Source organism: Goodfellowiella coeruleoviolacea, assembly GCF_024171785.1.
In the GTDB taxonomy this organism is placed as follows: Bacteria; Actinomycetota; Actinomycetes; order Mycobacteriales; family Pseudonocardiaceae; genus Goodfellowiella; species Goodfellowiella coeruleoviolacea.
On record NZ_JAMTCK010000001.1, the window covers coordinates 815,997 to 834,741 of the forward strand.

General features: G+C 72.9%; 23 protein-coding genes. 6 read left to right on the plus strand and 17 right to left on the minus strand.

Features of this window, described 5'->3' with window-relative positions; genetic code table 11:
* Nucleotides 1-294: 294 nt before the first annotated feature.
* From LX83_RS03390 to LX83_RS03425, 8 genes are all read right to left on the minus strand, one after another.
* Nucleotides 295-768, minus strand: coding sequence for a bifunctional nuclease family protein (locus tag LX83_RS03390; RefSeq protein ID WP_253766802.1), 474 nt, complete (start codon nucleotides 766-768; stop codon nucleotides 295-297).
* A gap of 227 nt (nucleotides 769-995) precedes the next feature.
* Nucleotides 996-1,724, minus strand: coding sequence for a transcriptional regulator FtsR (gene ftsR / locus LX83_RS03395; protein WP_253766804.1), 729 nt, complete (start codon nucleotides 1,722-1,724; stop codon nucleotides 996-998).
* Entirely contained in the window at nucleotides 1,721-2,185 is a 465-nt protein-coding gene (gene garA, locus LX83_RS03400) for a glycogen accumulation regulator GarA (protein ID WP_253766806.1), read from the minus strand. Before garA ends, ftsR begins: the two co-directional genes overlap by 4 nt.
* Nucleotides 2,186-2,298: 113 nt before the next feature.
* On the minus strand, nucleotides 2,299-2,688 hold the full coding sequence (gene gcvH, locus LX83_RS03405; RefSeq protein ID WP_253766808.1) for a glycine cleavage system protein GcvH: 390 nt from the start codon (nucleotides 2,686-2,688) through the stop codon (nucleotides 2,299-2,301).
* A gap of 144 nt (nucleotides 2,689-2,832) precedes the next feature.
* Nucleotides 2,833-3,474: a CDP-alcohol phosphatidyltransferase family protein gene (locus LX83_RS03410; protein ID WP_253766810.1), complete on the minus strand. Its 642-nt coding sequence runs from the start codon at nucleotides 3,472-3,474 to the stop codon at nucleotides 2,833-2,835.
* Nucleotides 3,475-3,910: 436 nt separating this feature from the next.
* Nucleotides 3,911-4,168 carry a hypothetical protein gene (locus LX83_RS03415; protein WP_253766812.1) on the minus strand — a complete coding sequence of 86 codons (258 nt, stop codon included), beginning with the start codon at nucleotides 4,166-4,168 and terminating at the stop codon, nucleotides 3,911-3,913.
* 478 nt (nucleotides 4,169-4,646) lie between these two features.
* The gene (locus LX83_RS03420) at nucleotides 4,647-4,805 is read right to left on the minus strand and encodes a hypothetical protein (RefSeq protein ID WP_253766814.1); all 159 of its coding nucleotides are present in this window, start codon (nucleotides 4,803-4,805) and stop codon (nucleotides 4,647-4,649) included.
* Nucleotides 4,806-4,880: 75 nt separating this feature from the next.
* Nucleotides 4,881-5,033, minus strand: a complete 153-nt coding sequence (locus tag LX83_RS03425; RefSeq protein WP_253766816.1) for a hypothetical protein — start codon at nucleotides 5,031-5,033, stop codon at nucleotides 4,881-4,883.
* A gap of 1 nt (nucleotide 5,034) precedes the next feature.
* On the opposite strand from LX83_RS03425, the gene LX83_RS03430 reads away from it, so the two are divergent.
* Nucleotides 5,035-5,271 (plus strand): hypothetical protein, encoded by a 237-nt coding sequence (locus tag LX83_RS03430; RefSeq protein WP_253766817.1) that lies wholly within the window; start codon nucleotides 5,035-5,037, stop codon nucleotides 5,269-5,271.
* Nucleotides 5,272-5,364: 93 nt separating this feature from the next.
* Nucleotides 5,365-5,886, plus strand: coding sequence for an alpha/beta hydrolase-fold protein (locus LX83_RS03435; protein WP_253766819.1), 522 nt, complete (start codon nucleotides 5,365-5,367; stop codon nucleotides 5,884-5,886).
* A 104-nt stretch (nucleotides 5,887-5,990) separates the two neighbouring features.
* Here LX83_RS03435 and LX83_RS03440 read toward each other — a convergent pair whose 3' ends face one another.
* The 5 genes from LX83_RS03440 to LX83_RS03460 form a co-directional block, all read right to left on the minus strand.
* Nucleotides 5,991-6,248 (minus strand): phosphopantetheine-binding protein, encoded by a 258-nt coding sequence (locus tag LX83_RS03440; protein ID WP_253766821.1) that lies wholly within the window; start codon nucleotides 6,246-6,248, stop codon nucleotides 5,991-5,993.
* Nucleotides 6,249-6,304: 56 nt separating this feature from the next.
* Nucleotides 6,305-6,967, minus strand: a complete 663-nt coding sequence (locus tag LX83_RS03445; RefSeq protein ID WP_253766823.1) for an isochorismatase family protein — start codon at nucleotides 6,965-6,967, stop codon at nucleotides 6,305-6,307.
* Nucleotides 6,968-7,029: 62 nt separating this feature from the next.
* Nucleotides 7,030-8,667 (minus strand): (2,3-dihydroxybenzoyl)adenylate synthase, encoded by a 1,638-nt coding sequence (locus tag LX83_RS03450; RefSeq protein ID WP_253766825.1) that lies wholly within the window; start codon nucleotides 8,665-8,667, stop codon nucleotides 7,030-7,032.
* 44 nt (nucleotides 8,668-8,711) lie between these two features.
* The gene (dhbC, locus tag LX83_RS03455; RefSeq protein ID WP_253766826.1) at nucleotides 8,712-9,956 is read right to left on the minus strand and encodes an isochorismate synthase DhbC; all 1,245 of its coding nucleotides are present in this window, start codon (nucleotides 9,954-9,956) and stop codon (nucleotides 8,712-8,714) included.
* A gap of 192 nt (nucleotides 9,957-10,148) precedes the next feature.
* Entirely contained in the window at nucleotides 10,149-10,928 is a 780-nt protein-coding gene (locus tag LX83_RS03460) for a 2,3-dihydro-2,3-dihydroxybenzoate dehydrogenase (protein WP_253766828.1), read from the minus strand.
* 287 nt (nucleotides 10,929-11,215) lie between these two features.
* Between LX83_RS03460 and LX83_RS03465 the strand changes: the two genes are divergently transcribed.
* A complete protein-coding gene (locus LX83_RS03465) occupies nucleotides 11,216-11,728 on the plus strand; it encodes a tetratricopeptide repeat protein (RefSeq protein ID WP_253766830.1) in 513 nt (170 codons plus the stop codon).
* A 92-nt stretch (nucleotides 11,729-11,820) separates the two neighbouring features.
* Here the strand turns inward: LX83_RS03465 and LX83_RS03470 are convergent, their stop codons facing one another.
* Nucleotides 11,821-12,597, minus strand: a complete 777-nt coding sequence (locus LX83_RS03470) for an SDR family NAD(P)-dependent oxidoreductase (RefSeq protein WP_253766832.1) — start codon at nucleotides 12,595-12,597, stop codon at nucleotides 11,821-11,823.
* A 1-nt stretch (nucleotide 12,598) separates the two neighbouring features.
* Complete coding sequence (locus LX83_RS03475; RefSeq protein ID WP_253766834.1) at nucleotides 12,599-13,444, minus strand: SDR family oxidoreductase; 846 nt, start codon at nucleotides 13,442-13,444, stop codon at nucleotides 12,599-12,601.
* A gap of 111 nt (nucleotides 13,445-13,555) precedes the next feature.
* Between LX83_RS03475 and LX83_RS03480 the strand changes: the two genes are divergently transcribed.
* Nucleotides 13,556-14,155, plus strand: coding sequence for a TetR/AcrR family transcriptional regulator (locus LX83_RS03480; RefSeq protein WP_253766836.1), 600 nt, complete (start codon nucleotides 13,556-13,558; stop codon nucleotides 14,153-14,155).
* A gap of 161 nt (nucleotides 14,156-14,316) precedes the next feature.
* Here the strand turns inward: LX83_RS03480 and LX83_RS03485 are convergent, their stop codons facing one another.
* Entirely contained in the window at nucleotides 14,317-15,534 is a 1,218-nt protein-coding gene (locus LX83_RS03485) for an MFS transporter (protein WP_253766838.1), read from the minus strand.
* Between the two features lie 229 nt (nucleotides 15,535-15,763).
* Here LX83_RS03485 and LX83_RS03490 point away from each other — a divergent pair, with 229 nt between their 5' ends.
* Both LX83_RS03490 and LX83_RS03495 read left to right on the plus strand, forming a co-directional pair.
* Complete coding sequence (locus LX83_RS03490; RefSeq protein ID WP_253766840.1) at nucleotides 15,764-16,321, plus strand: helix-turn-helix domain-containing protein; 558 nt, start codon at nucleotides 15,764-15,766, stop codon at nucleotides 16,319-16,321.
* Complete coding sequence (locus tag LX83_RS03495) at nucleotides 16,318-17,637, plus strand: MFS transporter (protein WP_253766843.1); 1,320 nt, start codon at nucleotides 16,318-16,320, stop codon at nucleotides 17,635-17,637. The genes LX83_RS03490 and LX83_RS03495 overlap by 4 nt, the downstream gene beginning before the upstream one ends.
* Here LX83_RS03495 and LX83_RS03500 read toward each other — a convergent pair.
* Nucleotides 17,547-18,707 (minus strand): alkene reductase, encoded by a 1,161-nt coding sequence (locus LX83_RS03500; protein WP_253766845.1) that lies wholly within the window; start codon nucleotides 18,705-18,707, stop codon nucleotides 17,547-17,549. The two genes, LX83_RS03495 and LX83_RS03500, sit on opposite strands and share 91 nt — an antisense overlap.
* Nucleotides 18,708-18,745 lie beyond the last annotated feature (38 nt).

Here is an 18,745-nt window from a genome sequence, read left to right on the forward strand (position 1 = left end):
AAATTTGATCACAGAAAGTTTGGCCGGGCTATTGCGGACCGCGGAGCCGGCCAGCAGAACGCCCGCCGGCGACGGCTCAGACCGTGTCAGACAGTCGGACCCGCGCTACGACACCGCTCGCCCGGATTCACGGGGAGCCGAGACCGGGCGGCTCAGGAGGTCGGCTCAACACCGCACCCCGCCACGACCGCCGGCAGGCCGGCCTGCGGCAGCGACGCGCGGCAGGACCCCCGCCAGCACCGACGGCCCGACACGCAGACCTGACACCGGACGGTCAGCTCGGCCAGCGGGCGATCAGGTGTCGGCGCCCCGGAAGTCCTCGGGCGTGACCGAGTCGAGGAACTCGCGGAACTTCTCGACTTCCTCTTCCTGCTCGTCCGGGATCACCAGGCCCGCCTCGGCCAGCACCGACTCCTCGGCGTGGATGGGCACGCCCGTGCGGATGGCCAGCGCCACCGAGTCGCTGGGCCGGGCCGACACCCGCACATCGCCGTCGAACACCAGTTCGGCGAAGAAGGTGCCTTCCTGCAGGTCGGTGATGCGAACCTGCTCCAGCTCACGGCCGAGCGCGGAGATGACGTCCTTGAGCAGGTCATGGGTGAGCGGCCGGGTGGGCCGGACCCCCTGCTGTTCGAGAGCGATGGCGGTGGCTTCCACCGAGCCGATCCAGATCGGCAGGTAGCGCTCGCCTTCGGTCTCGCGCAGCAACAGGATGGGCTGGTTGTGGGGCAGTTCCACCCGCACACCGACGACGCGCATCTCGCTCATCGGGTATCGCCTCCCTCAGCGCGCTGAACCGTGGCGTCCCCGCTGGTTCGAGGATCCCCCACCGACAACTCTGACGCTACCCGCCAACCGGGCCGGATGCTCCACATTGCCTGCCGTCCTGTGGTCGTCGCCACCATCACATCGCTTATCACGTGGCGCTCCATCACGCGGCCCGCATGGCGGTTGTCCGAACGACAGCGGACGGACATGTTCGACCTTATACCGGCTCACCCGCCGGTAACACCCCGCAGCCCGGCCTTGACCAGCAACGTGTGCAGGGTGACCGACAGCGCGGCCAGCTCCCGCACCACCTCGTCGGCCCGCCCCCTGGCCTCCGGGTCACGCTGCCGGTACAACGGCAGCACGATCTGTTCCAACAGGCCCACCTCGCGGTCGGCCGAGGCGCGGAAAGCGCGCAGGTGCCGGGGTTCGATGCCGAAATCGGTCATCGCCCGGACGATCCTGGCCACCATCACGGCATCCGGGTCGTAGAACCCAGCAGCCCCGGATCGGATCAACCCGTACTGCTCCAGCTCGGCGAGCATCGTCTTGTCGATGCCGCTCTCGGCGAGCAGTTCCTCGCGGGTCATCCGCACTTCGGCTCCCGTGGCGAAGTGCTCGGGGCCGGGCAACCCGTCCACTGACACCAACCCCCTTGGCAGCCGAGGAGACGGCGTCGCGGGGGGCACCCCGCGATCCGCGGCATCGAGCTGCTCCTTGATCACCTTGAGCGGGAGGTAGTGGTCCCGTTGCGCGGCGAGCACGAAACGGAGCCGCTCGACATCAGCGGCCGAGAACTGCCGGTAACCAGATGTGGTTCGGGCCGGGCGGACCAGTCCCTCCGATTCCAGGAACCGGATCTTGGAGATGGTCACGTCGGGAAACTCGGGACGAAGCTGTGCCAGGACCGCCCCGATGCTCAACCCGCCGTGCGCAGGCCGCCCGGCCGCCGTCACTGCGCCCCCTGACCCCCGGAACCCGGGCCGGTCAGGAACACCAGACGGAACTTGCCGATCTGCACCTCGTCGCCGTTGGCCAGCACGGCCTGGTCCACCGGCTCGCGGTTGACGTAGGTGCCGTTCAGGCTGCCCACGTCGATCACGACGAACTCCCCGCCCTCGCGGCGGAACTCCGCGTGCCGACGCGACACTGTCACGTCGTCGAGGAAGATGTCGCTGTCCGGGTGGCGGCCCGCGCTGGTGGTGTCGCGGTCCAGCAGGAACCGCGAACCGGCGTTGGGACCGCGCTTGACCACGAGCAGCGCCGATCCCGCCGGCAGGGCGTCCACGCCAGCGATCGTCGGTTCCTGCACGGGAGCCTCGGCGCCGTCCACCTCGGAGAGGAAGTCGGCCCGAAAGACAGAAGTCCGCTCAGGGGACTGCTCCGGCGGAACGCCTGGACCATCGTTCGTGCTCACCTGAGCTCTCCTCCCGCTCGTGGTTTCATCAGGACTGCCCAAACCTACCGTGCCTGACCGGTCCTGCGAGGAGCGGCTCCCCAAGCGGCCAAACAACCGTCGGAAGATCGACTTCACTCCTGCTCCGCCAACTCCCGGTAGGCCTGCGCGTCCAGCAACTGGTCAACGCCGGAGGGGTCGGACAACTTCAGCACCACGAGCCAGCCGGCCCCGTACGGGTCGGAGTTGACCAGGTCCGGCTGCTGGTCCAGCGCGTCGTTGCGGGCCACCACCTCCCCGTCCAACGGCGCGTAGATGTCCGAGACGCTCTTGGTGGACTCCACCTCACCGAGCGCCTGCCCTGCCTTGACCGTCTCGCCCACCTCGGGGAGCTGGACGAACACCACGTCGCCGAGCTGCCTCTGGGCGAAGTCGGTGATGCCGATGCGCACCTTGTCTGCACCGTCGTCGGTACGCACCACCCACTCATGCTCCTGGGTGTACTTGAGCTCCTCGGGGACCACTGAACGAGTTCTCCTTCTTGCTGATCAACTTCCCGGTTCCGCCTCTGCCGCCCGCCGTGGGCGAGCCATCCGCACCCATGATCCCCCACCTGGGATCGCCCACCTGGACCGCTCCCACCGCAACCGGCTCCTACCGCGAGTTTCCTACCGCGCCCGGCCGCGCCCCGCCACCGCCGGCCGGTTCCCGCCGGCACGTCGCAGCGCGGCCACCAGCTGGGCCACGTAGAGCACACCGGACCAGACGTAGAGGGCGCCGCCCCAGACCGTGAACGCGTACGCGATCGGCCGCGCCACCTGCGCCACCACTCCGTCGCCCTCGCCGAGCAGCAGCAGGGGCAGGGCGTAGAGCAGGCAGAAGGTCGCGGCCTTGCCGATGTAGTGGACCTCGAACGGCCCGTACCCGGCGCGCCGCAGGATCGGCAGGCAGGCGCCGACGGCGAGTTCGCGTCCGATCAGGATGGCCGCCGCCCACCACGGGAGGATGTCCCTGACCACGAACGCGACCAGGGTGGCCATGATGTAGAGCCGGTCGGCGGCCGGGTCGAGCAGCATGCCGAAGCGGCTGGTCTGGTTGAGCCACCGGGCCAGCTTGCCGTCCAGCCAGTCGGTGACCGCGCTCAGCGCGAGCACCACCAGCGCCCACGCGTCGGCGTGCGGCCCGAGCAGCAGCCAGAGGAACAACGGCACTCCGGCCAACCGCAACACACTCAGGGCGTTGGGTATGGTGAGCACCCGGTCCCTCGGGTCCTGATCACCCCGCGCCCGCGCGCTGCCTGCCTGCGCCACGTCCACTCCTCGCCGAGCACCTGATCGCGGGGACGGACGTCGGCGGCTGCCGAGACCGCGCTGTTCCTCCGCGAGCCCCAAGCGTGCCACACCCGATCGGGGTGGCTGCCAGGTGCTCCCGCGTTCGGCTACCCAGTGTCACCCGGAGCCGGGGCCGCCCGGGGCGGTGCGCTGGACGCGCACCGGCGTCGGGCGCGTGCGCCGACCGCTCCGGCCGGCCGATGGTCGGCCGGGCGCGCGGTGGGCACGCGGGGTGGGCAGCGGGTGGTGGGGTGGGTCCGACCGCCCCGGCCGGCGACGGTTCAGCCGGGGCGCGAGCCGGTCCGGCGCGACGGCCACGGCCGGGCGCGACCGGCCGGGTCCAGGTGTGCCGGGTGAACCGGGTGGACTGGGGCGCGCCGCCGTGGCGCTGTCGGCCGGAGGCGCCCCGGGGTGGTCATCGCGTGGTGCTCCAGCCGCGCCGCTGCAGGTCGGCCCCGGACAGCGACTGCGGTCTGCCCCGGTCGTCCACGCCCACCCAGCGGGCCCGGCCGAGGAAGCCTTCGAGCACGTAGGCGTGACCTCGGCTCCAGACCACACTGCACGGGGCGGTGGGCAGCGCGGCGGGCCGGCAGGTCACCGTGGCCACGCCAGCACCGGAGCGACGGTTCAGGTCGGAATCGGACTCGATCTCGGTGTCGGTGTCGGTGCTCATGGTTGGCTGCTACCTCCGTTGTCCGCTAGGTGCGTCGTGTTGCGATCCCCGGGCGTTACCCGCATCACGGATTGTCGGCAGCCGATCGCGCCATGACGATCTTTGTCCGGGATCGACGCGCTCACCGGGTGGGTCGGGGCGCCGAACCGCACCCGACCCGCGGAGTGCGGTCAGCCACGCCACAGCGCCGGCTACCGTTCACCGCACCGCACCGGCCGCACGTCGTGACGGCCGGCACAGTCCGGCCGAAGAGTCGAACCGGGCAACGGATTCAGCCCGGCCGAACGCCGCTTTTCCCTGTGCCAGGCCATGTTCCGGGGAGGTGTCGGGTGTGTGTCGGCCCTGTTGCGCGCTCGGCGCCGGCCGCCGCCCCGGCGGTGGGTGTCCCCATGCTCGTGCCCGGCACTGCCCGTCGCAACGGGTTTTCCCGGGTTTTCGCGTGGAGTTCCCGATCCCGTGGCCAGGAAACCCACTCGATTCAGGAAGCCGTCATGGCCGCGCGCACGTCGTCGAGCACCTCGGTGGCGGCCAGCAGCCCACCCCGGCTGGTCCACACTGAACCGTCAACTGTGATGAAGTGGTTGGCGCGCACGGCTTTCAGCGCGGCGTACGCCGGCTGGCCGGCCGCCTCCCGCACGGCCCGCGCGTCCGCGCCGTCCCAACCGGTCCCGCTGGATGATGCCCGGCCCCTTGGCGTTCCAGCGCACGATGCTCACCTCGTCGCCGAGACCAGTCCGGTGACCACGGTCGCCGGCTGCACCTGGCGCAACTGGCCGAGCACCTGCTCGTCGGTGACGCTGCTGACCAGGATCAGGTCCGGGGCCGCTGCGACCACCTCGTCCCCGCAGGCACCCGAGGCGATCACGGTGACCGGGCTGGTGGCCCTGGTGCTGGCGCAGCAGGCTCCGGTGATGGTGCTGCACGACCTGGTGTCGGCGGCCAGGTACGCCGACACCCTGGTGGCCGTGCGCGACGGCGTGGTCGTGGCCGGCGGGCCGCCCCGGGACGTCGTGGACCCGGCCCTGGTGCGGCGGCTCTACGAGGTGGCCGGCGGGTCCGCGACCAGGCGTGCCCCGGTGAAGTCGGCGGGTGGGGCCGGATGAGCCGAGGAGGGCGGGCCACGCCACCGCGCGTGCCCAGGCCGACCGCGCCCGAGGTGGTGGACAGCCCGACCATCGTTGCGGCTGGAGCGGGCGGTGGCCGAGCAGGGCCCGGCCGCGCTGACGCGGTTCTGGGCGCGGGTGGCCGAGCGGGGCACGCCCCTGGTGGAGCCGGACGAGCGGGCCCCGGGCAGCCGGGTGGTCACGTTCCTGTCGCGCCGACCGGTCCACCCCGAGCGAGGTGCTGCTGCTGGTCAACTGCGTGACCGACCGCAGCGTGCTGGCGGAGAGCCTGATGCGGCACCTGCCCGGCACCGGTTCGGCAACGTGCTGTCGCTGTCCGGCTCCTACTGGTGGCCCAGCGGCTCGCCGTTCGACCGGGAGGCCGGCTGGCTGACCCGGCGGTTCGCCCGCACGCCGCGCCCGCCGGTGCGCTTCCACCTGGCGGTGGGCCTGCAGGAGTGGATCCTGCTGCCGGTGCACCGGCACCTGCGGGACGTGCTGGCGGCCAGGGAGTACCCGCAGACCTACACCGAGTACAACGGCGGCCACGACAACGTGTGCTGGCGCGGCCTGCTCGCCGACGGCCTGGTGGACCTCACCAGGTCCTGGACCTGACCTATCCCCGCCACGGGCCCTGATCACCCACATGGCCCTGCCTGAGATGTCAACTCGCAGGGTTTGCAAAGTCGACTCGCGGGTGGGGTGGGTGCGGTCCGCGGTCAGTCCTGCCGCGCCGCCCGCTGGCGGCTGGACAGCAGCTCCCACCAGCGGTCCAGGCTGGGCGCCTCGGCCAGTTCCACGAAGGCCACCTCGACGCCGGCGTCCCGCCACCGCTCGATCAGGCTCATGATGCGCACCGAGTCCACACCGGACTGGATCAGGTCGTCGGTGTCCCCGATCTCGTCGGCGGGCACGTACAGCACGTCGGCGATGCTCTGGCGGACGGACTCGCGGGTCAGGGGCGCGGCGTCGGGCATGGCGGTTCCTGTCCTCCGTGGTCGGTGGGGAGTTCGGGCGGGGTGGCCGGCGGGGGTCAGTGCCCTGGCGTGCCGACCGGGGCGGCCGGGGCGAGCGCGGCGGTGGCGGCCCGGGTGGACAGCGTCACCCCGCAGCGCTGTGCCACGTAGTCCAGGGCCATCCGGTGGTGCTGGGCGGAGAAGTCGGCGACCGCGTCGGCCACCAGGAACACCTGGATGTCGCGCATGAACGCCTCGGCCGCGGTCATCAGGCAGCCGATGTGGCCGTAGATCCCGGTGATCACCAGCTGGTCGCGGCCCTGGTCGCGCAGCAGGTCGGCCAGGTCGGTGCGCTGGAACGCGCTGTAGCGCCACTTGGTCAGCAGCACGTCGGTCGCGCCGGGGGCGAGGTCGTCGACGATGCGCTGCTCGTCGGCGCCACCCACGCCGTCGCCCCAGAAGTCCTGCTGCAGACCGCGCTGCTGCCGGCTCTGCGCGCCGGGCTGCGCCGAGTAGACCACGGGGACGCCCCGCGCCGCGCAGCGCTCCCGCAACGCGCGGATGTTCTCGACCAGTTCCAGCACGGGCGACCGGCCGGCCGGGAACGCGCGCAGGAAGTAGCGCTGCATGTCGTGGATCAGCAGCACCGCGCGGTCCGGGTCGGGCCGCCAGTCCACCCGGTTGGCGGGCAGCTCGGACTCCACCGGCATCCGGTACGGCTGGATCGACGGAATCGCCATGGCTCTCTCTCCTCGGTTCGGGAAGTGGGGTGGCGGCGGCACCGGCCGGGCCGCGCCGCCGGTCAGCCGCTGTTGTCCACAGTGGAGCTGAGCTGGTCGGCGATGGCCTGGCGCAGCTCCTTCTTGCTGACCTTGCCGACACCGGTCTGCGGGAACGCGGACACGAACTCGACCCGGTCGGGAACCTTGTAGGCGGCCAGGCCGCGCTGGCGGACGAAGGCGCGCAGTTCGGCCGCGCTCGGCGGGGTCCCCCTGGGCACGACGAAGGCGCAGGACCGCTCGCCGAGGAACGCGTCGGGCATGGACACCACCGCGGCGTCGTGCACCGCGGGGTGGGCCAGCAGGTGGTTCTCCACCTCCTCGGCGGCCACCTTGTCGCCGCCCCGGTTGATCTGGTCCTTGTCCCGCCCCACCACGACCAGGTAGCCGTCCCCGGTCACCCGGACCACGTCGCCGGTGCGGTAGAAGCCGTCCGGGGTGAACGCCCGCGCGTCGTGCTCGGCGGCGCGGTAGTAGCCGCGGATCGTGTAGGGCCCCCTGGTCAGCAGCAGCCCGGGCTGGCCGGGTGCCACCTCCGCGCCGGTCTGGTCCACCACGCGGATCTCGTCGTCCGGCGAGATCGGCCGGCCCTGGGTGGTGACGATGACCTCCTCGGGGTCGTCCAGCCTGGTGTAGTTGACCAGTCCCTCGGCCATGCCGAAGACCTGCTGGAGGGTGCAGCCCAAGATCGGGCGCACCCGGCGGGCGGCCTGCTCGCTGAACTTGGCCCCGCCGACCTGGAACACCCGCAGGCTGGACAGGTCGTGCTCGCCGCGTTCGGCCGCGGCCAGCCACACCAGCGCCAGCGGCGGCACCACCGCGGTGATGGTGACCCGCTCCCGCTCGATCAGCGGCAGGCCGACGTCCGGGCTGGGCGCCTCGGCCAGCACCACCCGCCCGCCCGCGTGGAAGGTGCCCAGCACGCCGGGTGAACTCATCGGGAAGTTGTGCGCGACCGGCAGCACGCACAGGTACACGCTGTCCGGGGTGAGCTGGCAGATCTCCGCGCTGGCCCGCACGCTGTACAGGTAGTCGTCGTGGGTGCGGGGAATCAGCTTGGGCACGCCGGTGCTGCCGCCGGACAGCTGGAGGAAGGCCACGTCCGAGGCGGCCGGTCCGGGCGGCGGCCCGCCGGGCGCCGGGTCGACGCGCAGCTCGTCCAGGCCGATCGCGCCGTCGCCGCCCGGTCCCACCACCACGACGTGCCGCAGGGTGGGCACCTCGGCCCGCACCTGGGCGGCCAGCCCGCGGTAGTCGAACCCGCCGTGCCGGTCCGCCACCACGTAGGCCGCCGCCTCGGTGAACGAGCAGAAGTAGCCGATCTCGCTGCGGCGGTGCGCCGGCAGCGCGAACACCGGCAGCGCGCCCAGCCGGAACAGCGCGAAGACCACCTCGACGTACTCGACGACGTTGGGCAGCTGGACCACCACCCGGTCGGTCGGCCGGATGCCCAGCGCGTGGAACCCGGCCACCAGTTGGTCCACCCGCCGGTCCAGCTCCCGGTAGGTCAGCCGGTGCGGTCCGCCCACCACGGCCACCCGGTCGGCGTGCCGCCGGGCGCGGTCGCGCAGCAGCTCGCCGAAGGTCTCACCGCGCCAGTACCCCGCCGTCCGGTACCTGGCCGCGAACTCCTCGGGCCAGCCAGGGCATCCGTCCAGCATGCGGTCCTCCCCACGTGGTTGTCGTGCCTGCGCTCGTCATCGGGTCACACCGGCTGGTGCACGCCGGCCGCGGTCAGGAAGGTGCGGAACTTCGCCGAGGTCTCGGCCAGCTCCGACTCGGGCACCGAGCCGGGCACGATGCCGGCGCCGGCGAACAGGGTGAGCGTGCCGCCGTTGGCCACGCCGCAGCGCAGGGTGACCACCCACTCGCCGTCCCCGGCGGAGTCGCACCAGCCGACCACGCCGGTGTAGAAGCCCCGGTCGAACGGTTCGATCTCGGCGATGGCGGCCCTGGCCGCGCCCACCGGGGTGCCGCACACCGCGGGCGTGGGGTGCAGGGCGGCGGCCAGTTCCAGCGAGGAGGTGCGCTCGTCGGCGAGTTCGCCGGTGATCCTGGTGGCCAGGTGCCACATGGCGGCGGTGCGGACCAGGTGCGGCTCGGTGGGCACGGTCAGCTGGCGGCAGAACGGCCCGAGCGAGCGGGCCACCGCGGCCACCACCAGCGCGTGCTCGTGCCGGTCCTTGGCCGAGGCCAGCAGCGCTTCGGCGCGGCGCCGGTCCTCGGCCGGGTCGCTGGCGCGCGCCGCGGACCCGGCCAGGGGCCGGGACACCACCTGGCGGCCCGTCTTGGCCAGCAGCAGTTCCGGGCTGGCGCCCACCAGGGTGCCCCGGCACGCCGGCGGGGCGGTCTGGTCGTCGGGGTCGTCGAGGTCGACGGCGAAGGTGTAGCCGTGCGGGTCGCGGCGGGCCAGGGCGCGCAGCATGGCGGGCACGTCCACGTCGGTGTCCGAGGTCAGCCGCAGCGAGCGGGCCAGCACGACCTTGTCCAGCTCGCCCTCGGCCAGCCGGGTCAGCGCCGCCGCGACACCGCGGCGGTAGGCGGCGGGTTCGGGGATCTGCTCGATGTGCCAGTCGGTGCGCGGCTCCTCGGCCGGTGCCGCGCGGCCGGCGACGATGACCTGCCGGGTGAGCGGTCCGGCGAACCGGATCGTCTCGGGCACCACGAGCTTGGCCAGTGGGCCGACCGCCGGGGCGGAGTTGTCGAACGGGACGGCGCCGACGGCGATCGGTGTCGCGGTGCCCCGTGTTCTGACGCGTTCCAGTGTCTCGCGCACCTGACTGGCCAGGTCGGTGACCGCACCGCTGGCGGGGTCCGGCCGGATCAGGGTGTGCACGCCCTGGCCGAGCAGGGTGTGCCGGCGGGTGGCGAAGAACGACGCCACACCGGGTCGGTAGTCGGCGAGGAGTTGGTCGGCCAGGTCTGGCAGCACCTGGTGGTCGGTGGTCATGCCGGGCTCACCCGCCAGCCGCTCGTGCTCACCTGCTGCTCCGTTCCCCAGCGGCGTCCGCTGGTCGTGTGTGGACATTCGGATCGCGCCCGGCGACCCCGGTCAGAGTGTCCAGAGTGGACAGACTGACGGGGGCCGTCCGGGTTCGGCGGACAGCCTCGTGGTGGGTGATCGGATCGCGGGAGCGGCTGGTCAGGCGCGCAGGGTGGCGCCTCCGTCGACGTAGAGGTCGTGCATGGTGATGTGCCGGGCCTGGTCGGACACCAGGAACAGCACCGCGTCGGCGATGTCGTCGGGTTCGGCGATGCGCCGCAGCGGGATGCCCACCCGGAACGCCCCGGGGTTGCCCTCGATCACCGACCGGGGGCCGGCCTCGTCCGTCCACAGTGCACGCTGCATCGGGGTGTCGGTCGAGCCGGGTGACACCACGTTGCACCGGACACCGTGCTCGGCCAGCTCCAGCCCGAGGCACTTGGTGAACATGACCGACGCGGCCTTGGACGCGGCGTAGGCGGCCATGTGCACGCGCGGCACGCCCGCGGCGTTGGAGGCCACCGTGACGATGCTGCCGCCGCGGCGCTCGCGCATCCGGCGGGCCACCGCGCGCGAGGTGAAGAAGACCCCGTTGGTGTTGACCGCGAACGTCTCCAGCCAGTCCTGGTCGGTCTGGCTGTGCACCGGGCCGGGTCGCAGCACGCCGGCCACGTTGACCAGGATGTCGATCGGCCCCATCTCCCGTTCGACCCGGTCGACCACCGCGTCCACGGCGGTGCTGTCGCGCACGTCCAGCGGGTGGGCCCGGACGCGGTCCGGCGGCAGGTCGGCCACCGCGGTGGCGAGTGTGCCGGCGTCGCGGTCGGTGGCGGCCACCCGGGCCGAGGCCCCGGCCAGTGCCCGCGCCACCGCCGCGCCTATGCCCCGCCCGGCCCCGGTGACCAGGGCGAGCTTGCCGGCGATTCCCCTGCGGTCCATGTCGCTCCCTCAGGCCGTTCCTCGGCGCGACAACGGGTGTCCGGTGGCTGGCCGGGTCCACCGGGTCCGCGACTGCGGTGCCGACATCGACATCTGGCCTCCGGATCACTTGTGCGCCAACAGGGATGAGGCGGATGGTGAGAACCGGTCATCAACGCCGGGGATGATGACACGATTAGGTTAGCCTCACCTTATTGAGGCGACGCAGATCACGCCAGACCGCTCGCGAATTCACCGGAATCGCCCAGTGCCGGCCACCACTCGGCGGGTCGGGCAAGATGACCAGCATGTCCGAGCCGTCCCCCCACGCCGAGGCGTTGGCCGAGGTGATCGCCGCCCGCCAGGCGGGCGACCCCGAGCGAGCACGCGACCTGGTGCTGCGGCTGGTCGAGCGCGCGCCCGACGACGTGCACGTGGCCTACCAGGCGGCGTGGGTGCACGACCTGCTCGGCCTGGAGGCCGACGCGGTGCCGCACTACGTCCGCGCCCTGGCGCGCCCGGGCCTGCCCGCCGAGGACCGCCGCGGCGCGCTGCTCGGCCTGGGCAGCACCTACCGCACCCTGGGCCGCTACCCCGAGGCCGTGGCCACCCTGGAACAGGGCGTGGCCGAGTTCCCGGAGCACCGCCCGCTGCGGGTGTTCCTGGCCATGGCCCAGCACAACGCCGGCCGGTCCAAGCAGGCCGTCGAGTCGTTGCTGACGCTGCTGGTGGAAACCACGTCGGACCCGGAGATCGCCGGCTACCAGCAGGCCATCGCGCGCTACGCCGAGGACCTGGACCGCACCTGGCCGTCGTCCTGACCGCGGCGCCGGACCACCGCGGGCGACCAGCCGGGACCTCGGCCGCGGTGCGGCGCGGGCGGCGACACCGTCAGGAATCGCCTCGCTGGGGATCAGCGGGTGGTGAGGCCGCCGTCGACGGCGAGGATGGTGCCGGTGGTCCACTGGGCGGAGGCCAGGTAGACGACCGCGGTGGCGATGTCATCGGCGGTGCCGAGGCGTCCCAGCGGGTAGGAGCGCGCGATCTGCTCGTCGTGCGCGGCGCGGTTCTCCTCGGTCATCGAGGTCAGGTAGGAGCGTTCGTACGTGGGGGTGCGGACCGCGCCCGGAGCGACGGCATTGACGCGGACTCCTCGGGGGCCAAGTTCGCTGGCCAGCGCCCGGGTCATGGAGTTGAGCGCGCCGCGGGTGGCGGAGTACGCGGCCGAAGGGCGGCCGGCGACCATCTTGTGGGCCCAGTAACTGCTGATGTTGATGACGCTTCCGCGGGTGCGCAGGAGGGCGGGCAGCAGTTGCTGGCTCAGCAGCAGCGGTACCTGGACGTTGAGGTGCCACATCGTGTTCATCGCGTCGACCGTGGTGTCGGCGAGGGAGGCGAAGTGGGCGGTGCCGACGTTGTTGACGAGGGTGTCGACCCGGTCGGTCAGGTTGCCGACCTGTGCGGCGACCCGGGCGGGGGCGTCGGGTGCGGAGAGGTCCGCGAACACGGTGTGGACGGCGGTGCCGTGCCGGCCAACTTCCTCGGCCGCGGTCGCGAGTCGGTCGCGGTTGCGGGCGACGAGAACCAGGTCGGCTCCGTCGCGGGCGAGGGCATCGGCGATGGCCAGGCCAATGCCCTCGCTGCCGCCGGTGACGACGGCGAGACGATCGGTGTTGCGGTGCTCGGACATGTCAGGTCGCCTTCGGGTGATCGGTGGAAGCACTCAGGGTCGCGAATCGGCGTAGCTCTTCGAGTTGGTCGCCGAGGGCGTTCTCGATGCCGGTGAGGGCGTCGCTGCCGAGGGGGAGGCGCAGCGGGGGGCTTGGCATGTCGGCGAGGGCGACGAGTGCCCTGGCCATCCGGACGGGGTCGCCGACCTGCTCTCCCGCGCCGCCGGCGGTGCGCGCCAGCGCGTCGTGCACGGGAAGGTAGTCGGGGTGGGCGGCGCCGGCGGGCAGCCGGCTGGCCCAGTTGGCGCGGAAGGCGGTGCGGGCCGCACCGGGCTCCACGATCGTCGTCCGGATACCCAGCGGGGCGAGTTCGGCGGCCAGTGAGACGCTCAGCCCTTCGAGGGCGTGCTTGCTGGCCGTGTAGGCGCTCATCCCGGCGGCGCCGGTCTGCCCCGCCAGCGAGCTGATCTGCAGCACCCGGCCCGCTTTCGCCGCGCGCAGGTGCGGCAGGGCGGCGCGTAGGACATTGACGGCGGCGAAGAAGTTCACCTCGAACTGGGCGCGCAACTCCGTGTCGTCCAGTTCCTCGAAGGGGCCCGCCAGCGCGTAGCCGGCGTTGTTGACGACGACGTCGAGGCGACCGAACCCGGCGACCGCGTCATCCAGAACCCGCCGCAGCGTGCCGGCGTCGGTGATGTCCACCCGCACGGTGCGCAGACGCTCGGGGAAGGCGGCGCTCAGCGGCCGCAGCGGCGCACCGTCGCGCGTGGTCGCGATCACTCGCGCACCTGATCCCAGCACCTCACCGACCAGGGCCCGGCCCAACCCGCCGGACGCACCGGTGACCAGCCACACGCGAGAGCCCATGCTCCGCACCTCTCAGATCAGCCAGGCCAATTAAACGGACAAACTCTGTCCGATTTCTCCGACCCTAACGGAGACGGACAAAGGTTGTCCACTTATGGGTAGGCTGAGGACATGAACGTGGAGCGGCCCGCGGTGACCCAGCGGACAGCGCCTCCGGTGCGCGTCGACGCCCAGCGCAATGCCGCGCGTGTCCTGGCGGCGGCGCGCCGTGCCGTGGCGTCCTCCGGGCTCGACGTGAGCTATCACGAGATCGCGCGGGAGGCCGGCGTCGGCGTGGGCACCGTCTACCGGCGCTACCCCGAACGCGACCAGCTCATGGCGGCGGTGCTGGGCGACATCCTCACCGAGCTGATCGACACGGCACACCAGGCGCTGGGCTGCGATGACGCCTGGGCGGGCTTTTCTTCGCTGTTCACCAGCCTGGCCCTGCGCACCGCGCAGAACGCGGGACTGTCCGGCTCCCTGGAGCAGCACGGCGGGCCCGCTGTCGCCGAGCAGCGCCACCAACTTCTCGACCTTGCCCGGAGGGTCATCGAGCGTGCCCAGGACGAGGGTCGCCTGCGCCGGGATCTGACCTGGCAGGCCGTGCTGCAACTGACCGGTGCCGCGGCGGTACCGGGATGCGTGCTGGGACTCGCGCCCGATCCCACGCACGGTCCCCGGGCCGCGCTGAGCGTTCTTCTCGACGGTCTGCGGGCAGGTGGGGAATGAGTCAGCAGCCGATGCCGCCCGGATGACACCGGCGGCGGGCTGACGCTCAGGCGTCCGACGCGACGCGGACCGGCCACCGCCGCATGCGGTATTCCGCGGGCACGGCCTTGTGGTGCTCGTCGGGCTCCGCCCGCCACGGCGGTGGGTGACGCGCACGATGGTCAGCCGCGGGCCGCCGCAGCCGTACTCCGTTCCTGGGTCACCGGCACCAGTAACGCCGCCACCAGGGGGAACACCACCACCCCGGCGAAGGCCGGGCCGTAGCCGGTCACCGCGATCACCGCGGCGAGCACCGGTGGGGTGGCTGAGGCGAGCGCGTTCTGCACGGTGTTCTGGATGCCCAGCGCCCGGCCGGCCCACCGCGGACCGGCGTGTTCGGCCACGGCGGTGAAGGCCAGGCCGTTGGGGCTGGCCACCATCGCGCCCGCCACCACCAGCACCACGACGACCAGAGCCCAGCCGGCCACCATGGTCAGGCAGAGTCCGGCCACCACCACGGCGATGACCACCGCCAGCAGCCGCAGTGGCCGCAGTCGGCTGCCCACCCGGTCCGACCACAGGCCGGTGCCCAGTCGCGCCAGCACGCCGCCCACCTGCGCCACCGCCAGCACCTGGCCGGCCGCGGCCGGCGGCCACGCGCGCTCGTCCACCAGGTAGGCCAGGCCGAAGGTGGCCACCGCGAACTGCGGCACCACCAGCAGGCCGCTCACCCCGTGCACCCGCCACAGCAGTGGTGTGCGGTACGGCGAGCCGTCAGCCCCGCCGTCGCCGCGCCGGGGCCGGGCCGGATCGGTGACCAGCAGGGCGACCAGCCCGGCCGCCACCACGCACAGCACGCCGAGGAACACCAGGGCGGTGGCCGGCCCGGTGCCGCTCAGCGGGGGCAGGGTGAGCGCGGCCAAGGCGACGCCGAGCGGTTGCCCGGTCTGCCTGATCCCCATGGCCAGGCCACGTTCGGGCGCGGCGAACCAGCCCAGGATCAGCCGGCCGCTGGCCGCGTGCACGCACGCACCCGCCGCACCGGCCACGACCAGGCACCCGCCCAGCGCCACCGGGTCGCGCACGACCGACCCGCCCAGCAGGGCCAGTCCGGCCAGGGTCAGGCCGGCGCCCAGCACCAGGCGTTCACCCCACCGGTCGGCCGCCGCACCCCAGGCCACCGTGGTGAGCAGCAGGCCGACGGTCGGGCACGCCACGAGCAGACCGGCCCGCTCCAGCGACAGGCCGCCGGCCCGCAGCCCCGGGATCAGGTACGGCAGGCCGTACTGGAACGCGCACCCCGCCGTGATGGCCACCAGCCCCACGGCGAGCACCACCCACCGCCGCGCACCGGCCTCCCCTGCCGGGTCCGGCGCCACACTCCCCGAAGCCTTTTCCATATCCTGATATTAGCCGTCCACAATATGGGAATAGATAGGGTCGGCAAGTATCGGTCGCGGCAGCCGATTCGAACGCGAAGTGTCGGCGCGCCAACAACTTCGAACCCTCCGTCCACAACGGACGGTCAGGCCGACGGAATCGAGCTTCCCGCCGCGCACCGCCGACCAGCCCCACCTACCCCCAAATAACTGTTTGACGGTTGGGTCCGATCGGATCGACACTGCTCCGGTGTCCACCCCACCCGCGCTGACCGGGCTGCGCGCCCTGGCCCACCCGGTGCGCCTGCGCATCCTGTCCCTGCTGACCGGCACAGCCATGAGCGCGGCCGACGTCGCCCGCGAACTCGGCGCCAACCAGGCCAACATCAGCTACCACCTGCGCCAACTGCACAAGGTCGGGCTGGTCGACGTGGTGGACCAGGTGCGGATCCGCGGCGGGCTGGCCAAGCGCTACCGGCACGACCCGGACAGCGGTCCGCTGCCGCGGCCCTCGGATCGCCAGGACCACCTGCTGTTCGCCTCGGCCATGGCCGAGGAACTGCGGCGGCGCAGCGGGCAGCGCCTGCTCGACGCTCCCGCCAGCACCACCGACGCCGAACTGTGGCTGCCCGCCGAGCAGTGGCGGGAACTGGTGGCCAAGGCGAACGAGCTGGGTGAACTGCTGCACCGGGCGGCCCAGCCACCCGGCAGCCCCGGCGCGGTGCGCACCAGCGCCACCATCGCCCTGTTCACCATGGCCCCGACCGGACAGCGCGCGACCGGCGAGACCGACGGGGGTTCGGCGTGACCGGGACGGCCAGGCGCGCGGCGCTGCTGGCGCCGCTGCGCCACCCCGACTTCCGCTGGCTGGCCGTGGGCAGCACGGCCACCCGCCTGGCCAACAGCCTGGCCCCGATCGTGCTGGCCTTCGCCGTGCTCGACCGCACCGGCTCCCAGGTCGACCTGGGCATCGTGGTCGGCGCGCGCTCCGTCGCCAACGTGGCGGTGCTGCTGTTCGGCGGGGTGCTCGCCGACCGGCTGCCCCGCCAGGTGGTGCTGGGCTGCTCCAGCCTGGCCGCCGCGCTGGTGCAGGCGGTGGTGGCGGCCGGTGTGCTCTCCGGCTGGGCGTCGATCCCGGTGCTGATCGCGCTGAGCGTGGTCAACGGCGCGTTGTCCGCGATCGCCCTGCCCGCATCCGCCGCGCTGACCAGCCAGACCGTGCCCGCCGCGCTGCTCGGCCCCGCCAACGCGCTGATGCGGATGGGCATCAGCGCGAGCATGGCCACCGGGGCGTCCCTGGGTGGGCTGCTGGTCGCGTTCGCCGGTCCCGGCTGGGGCCTGGTGGGCAACGCGCTCGCCTTCGCCCTCGCCTCGGCCTGCTTCTTCCGCGTCCGGCTGGCGCGCCGCGCCGCACCCGCCGCCGCTCACCCCGGTCTGCTCACCGACCTGCGCGAGGGCTGGACCGAGTTCACCTCCCGACGCTGGGTGTGGATCGTGGCCCTGCAGTTCACCGCGGTCAACGCCGCCGTGGCCGGCGGGCTGCAGGTGCTGGGGCCGGGCATCGCCGACCACACCATCGGGCGCAGCGCCTGGGGCCTGGTGGTGGCCGCGCAACTGGTGGGCGAACTGGTCGGCGGCGTGCTCGTGGCGCGGTCGCGGCGGCGGCGCATGCTGCTGGTGGGGGTGGCGCTGACCGTCTTCGACGCCCTCCCCCTGCTCGCGCTGGCCTACTCGCCGCAGCTGGCCGTGCTGGCGGTGGCCATGTTCCTCAACGGCGTGGCGCTCGAACAGTTCGGCGTGGCCTGGGACGTGTCGCTGCAGGAGAACGTGCCGGCCGACCGGCTGTCCCGGGTCTACGCCTACGACGCGCTGGCCTCGTTCCTGGCCATCCCGCTGGGTGAGATCGCGGTGGCGCCGGTGGCACAGCGGCTGGGCGAGACCACCACCCTGGCGATCGCGGCCGGGCTGGTCCTGGTGGCCACCGCCGGCGCGCTGTGCAGCCGGCAGGTGCGCGGGCTGGTCCGCCGTCGCGATCAGGCCGAGCCGGCCGCCACCCCGGCCACCGCGGCGTCCGCCGGGTCCGTTGTGGACGCTGCGAGGCCGGCCGCGGGCAGCGCCGGGTAGTCGGTGTAACCGCGCGCGCCGTGGGTGTACAGGTGGGCCGGGTCGATCTCGGCCAGCGGCGCGCCCACGGCGAACCGCCGGGGCAGGTCCGGGTTGGCGATGAACAGCCGGCCGTAGGACACCAGGTCGGCCCGGCCACTGGCCAACACCCGCTCACCGGCCTGCCGGCTGGTCGGGTCGCCGTTCTCCCCGACGTTGGCGATCAGCGTGCCGTGCCAGCGGGGCCGCAGGTCGGCCAGGGCCGGGTAGCGGTCGTTGTCGGTGACGTGCAGGTAGGCCAGGTCCAGTTCGTCGAGTGCCGCCACCAGCGCCCGGTACACCGGCGCCGGGTCCGCCTCCACCATGCCGAACTGCGGGTTGCCCGGGGACAGCCGCAACGCCGTCCGGCTCGCCCCGATCGCCTCGGCCACCGCGCGCACCACCTCCAGCGGGAAGCGCACCCGGTTGGCCGTGGACCCGCCGTAGGCGTCGGTGCGCAGGTTGGTGTTGTCGGCGAGGAACTGGTGGATCAGGTAGCTGTTGGCGCCGTGCAGCTCCACCCCGTCGAAACCGGCGCGGACGGCGTTGCGGGCCGCGGTGACGTGATCGGCGACGGCCTGTCGGATGTCCTCGGTGGTCATCACCCCGGGGGTGACCGGGGCGCGCTTGCCCAGCCGGGTGTGCACCGGCCCCGGCACCGGCACCGCGGACGGGCCCAGCGGGAGCTGCCCGTCGATGCGGGACAGCGGGTGGGAGTTGCGGCCGGCGTGCATGAGCTGCGCGAAGATCCGCCCGCCCGCGGCGTGCACCGCCTCGGTGACCACCCGCCAACCGCGCACGTGTTCGTCGTCCTCCAGGCCGGGCATCCGCCATCCGGACTGGCCGCGTCGGCTGGGCCAGATGCCCTCGGTGACGATCAGGCCGGCGCTGGCCCGCTGGGCGTAGTAGTCGGCCACGATCGGCAGCGGCACGCCGCGCTCGTCCGCGCGGAAGCGGGTCATCGGGGCCATCACGATCCGGTTGGGCAGTGCGAGCCCGCCGCGCTGGTAGGGGTGGAGCAGGCCGGCGGCGGAAGGTGTCGAGTTCGTCATGGGTCGAACGATAAGATCTGACATCAGTGTCAGATTCA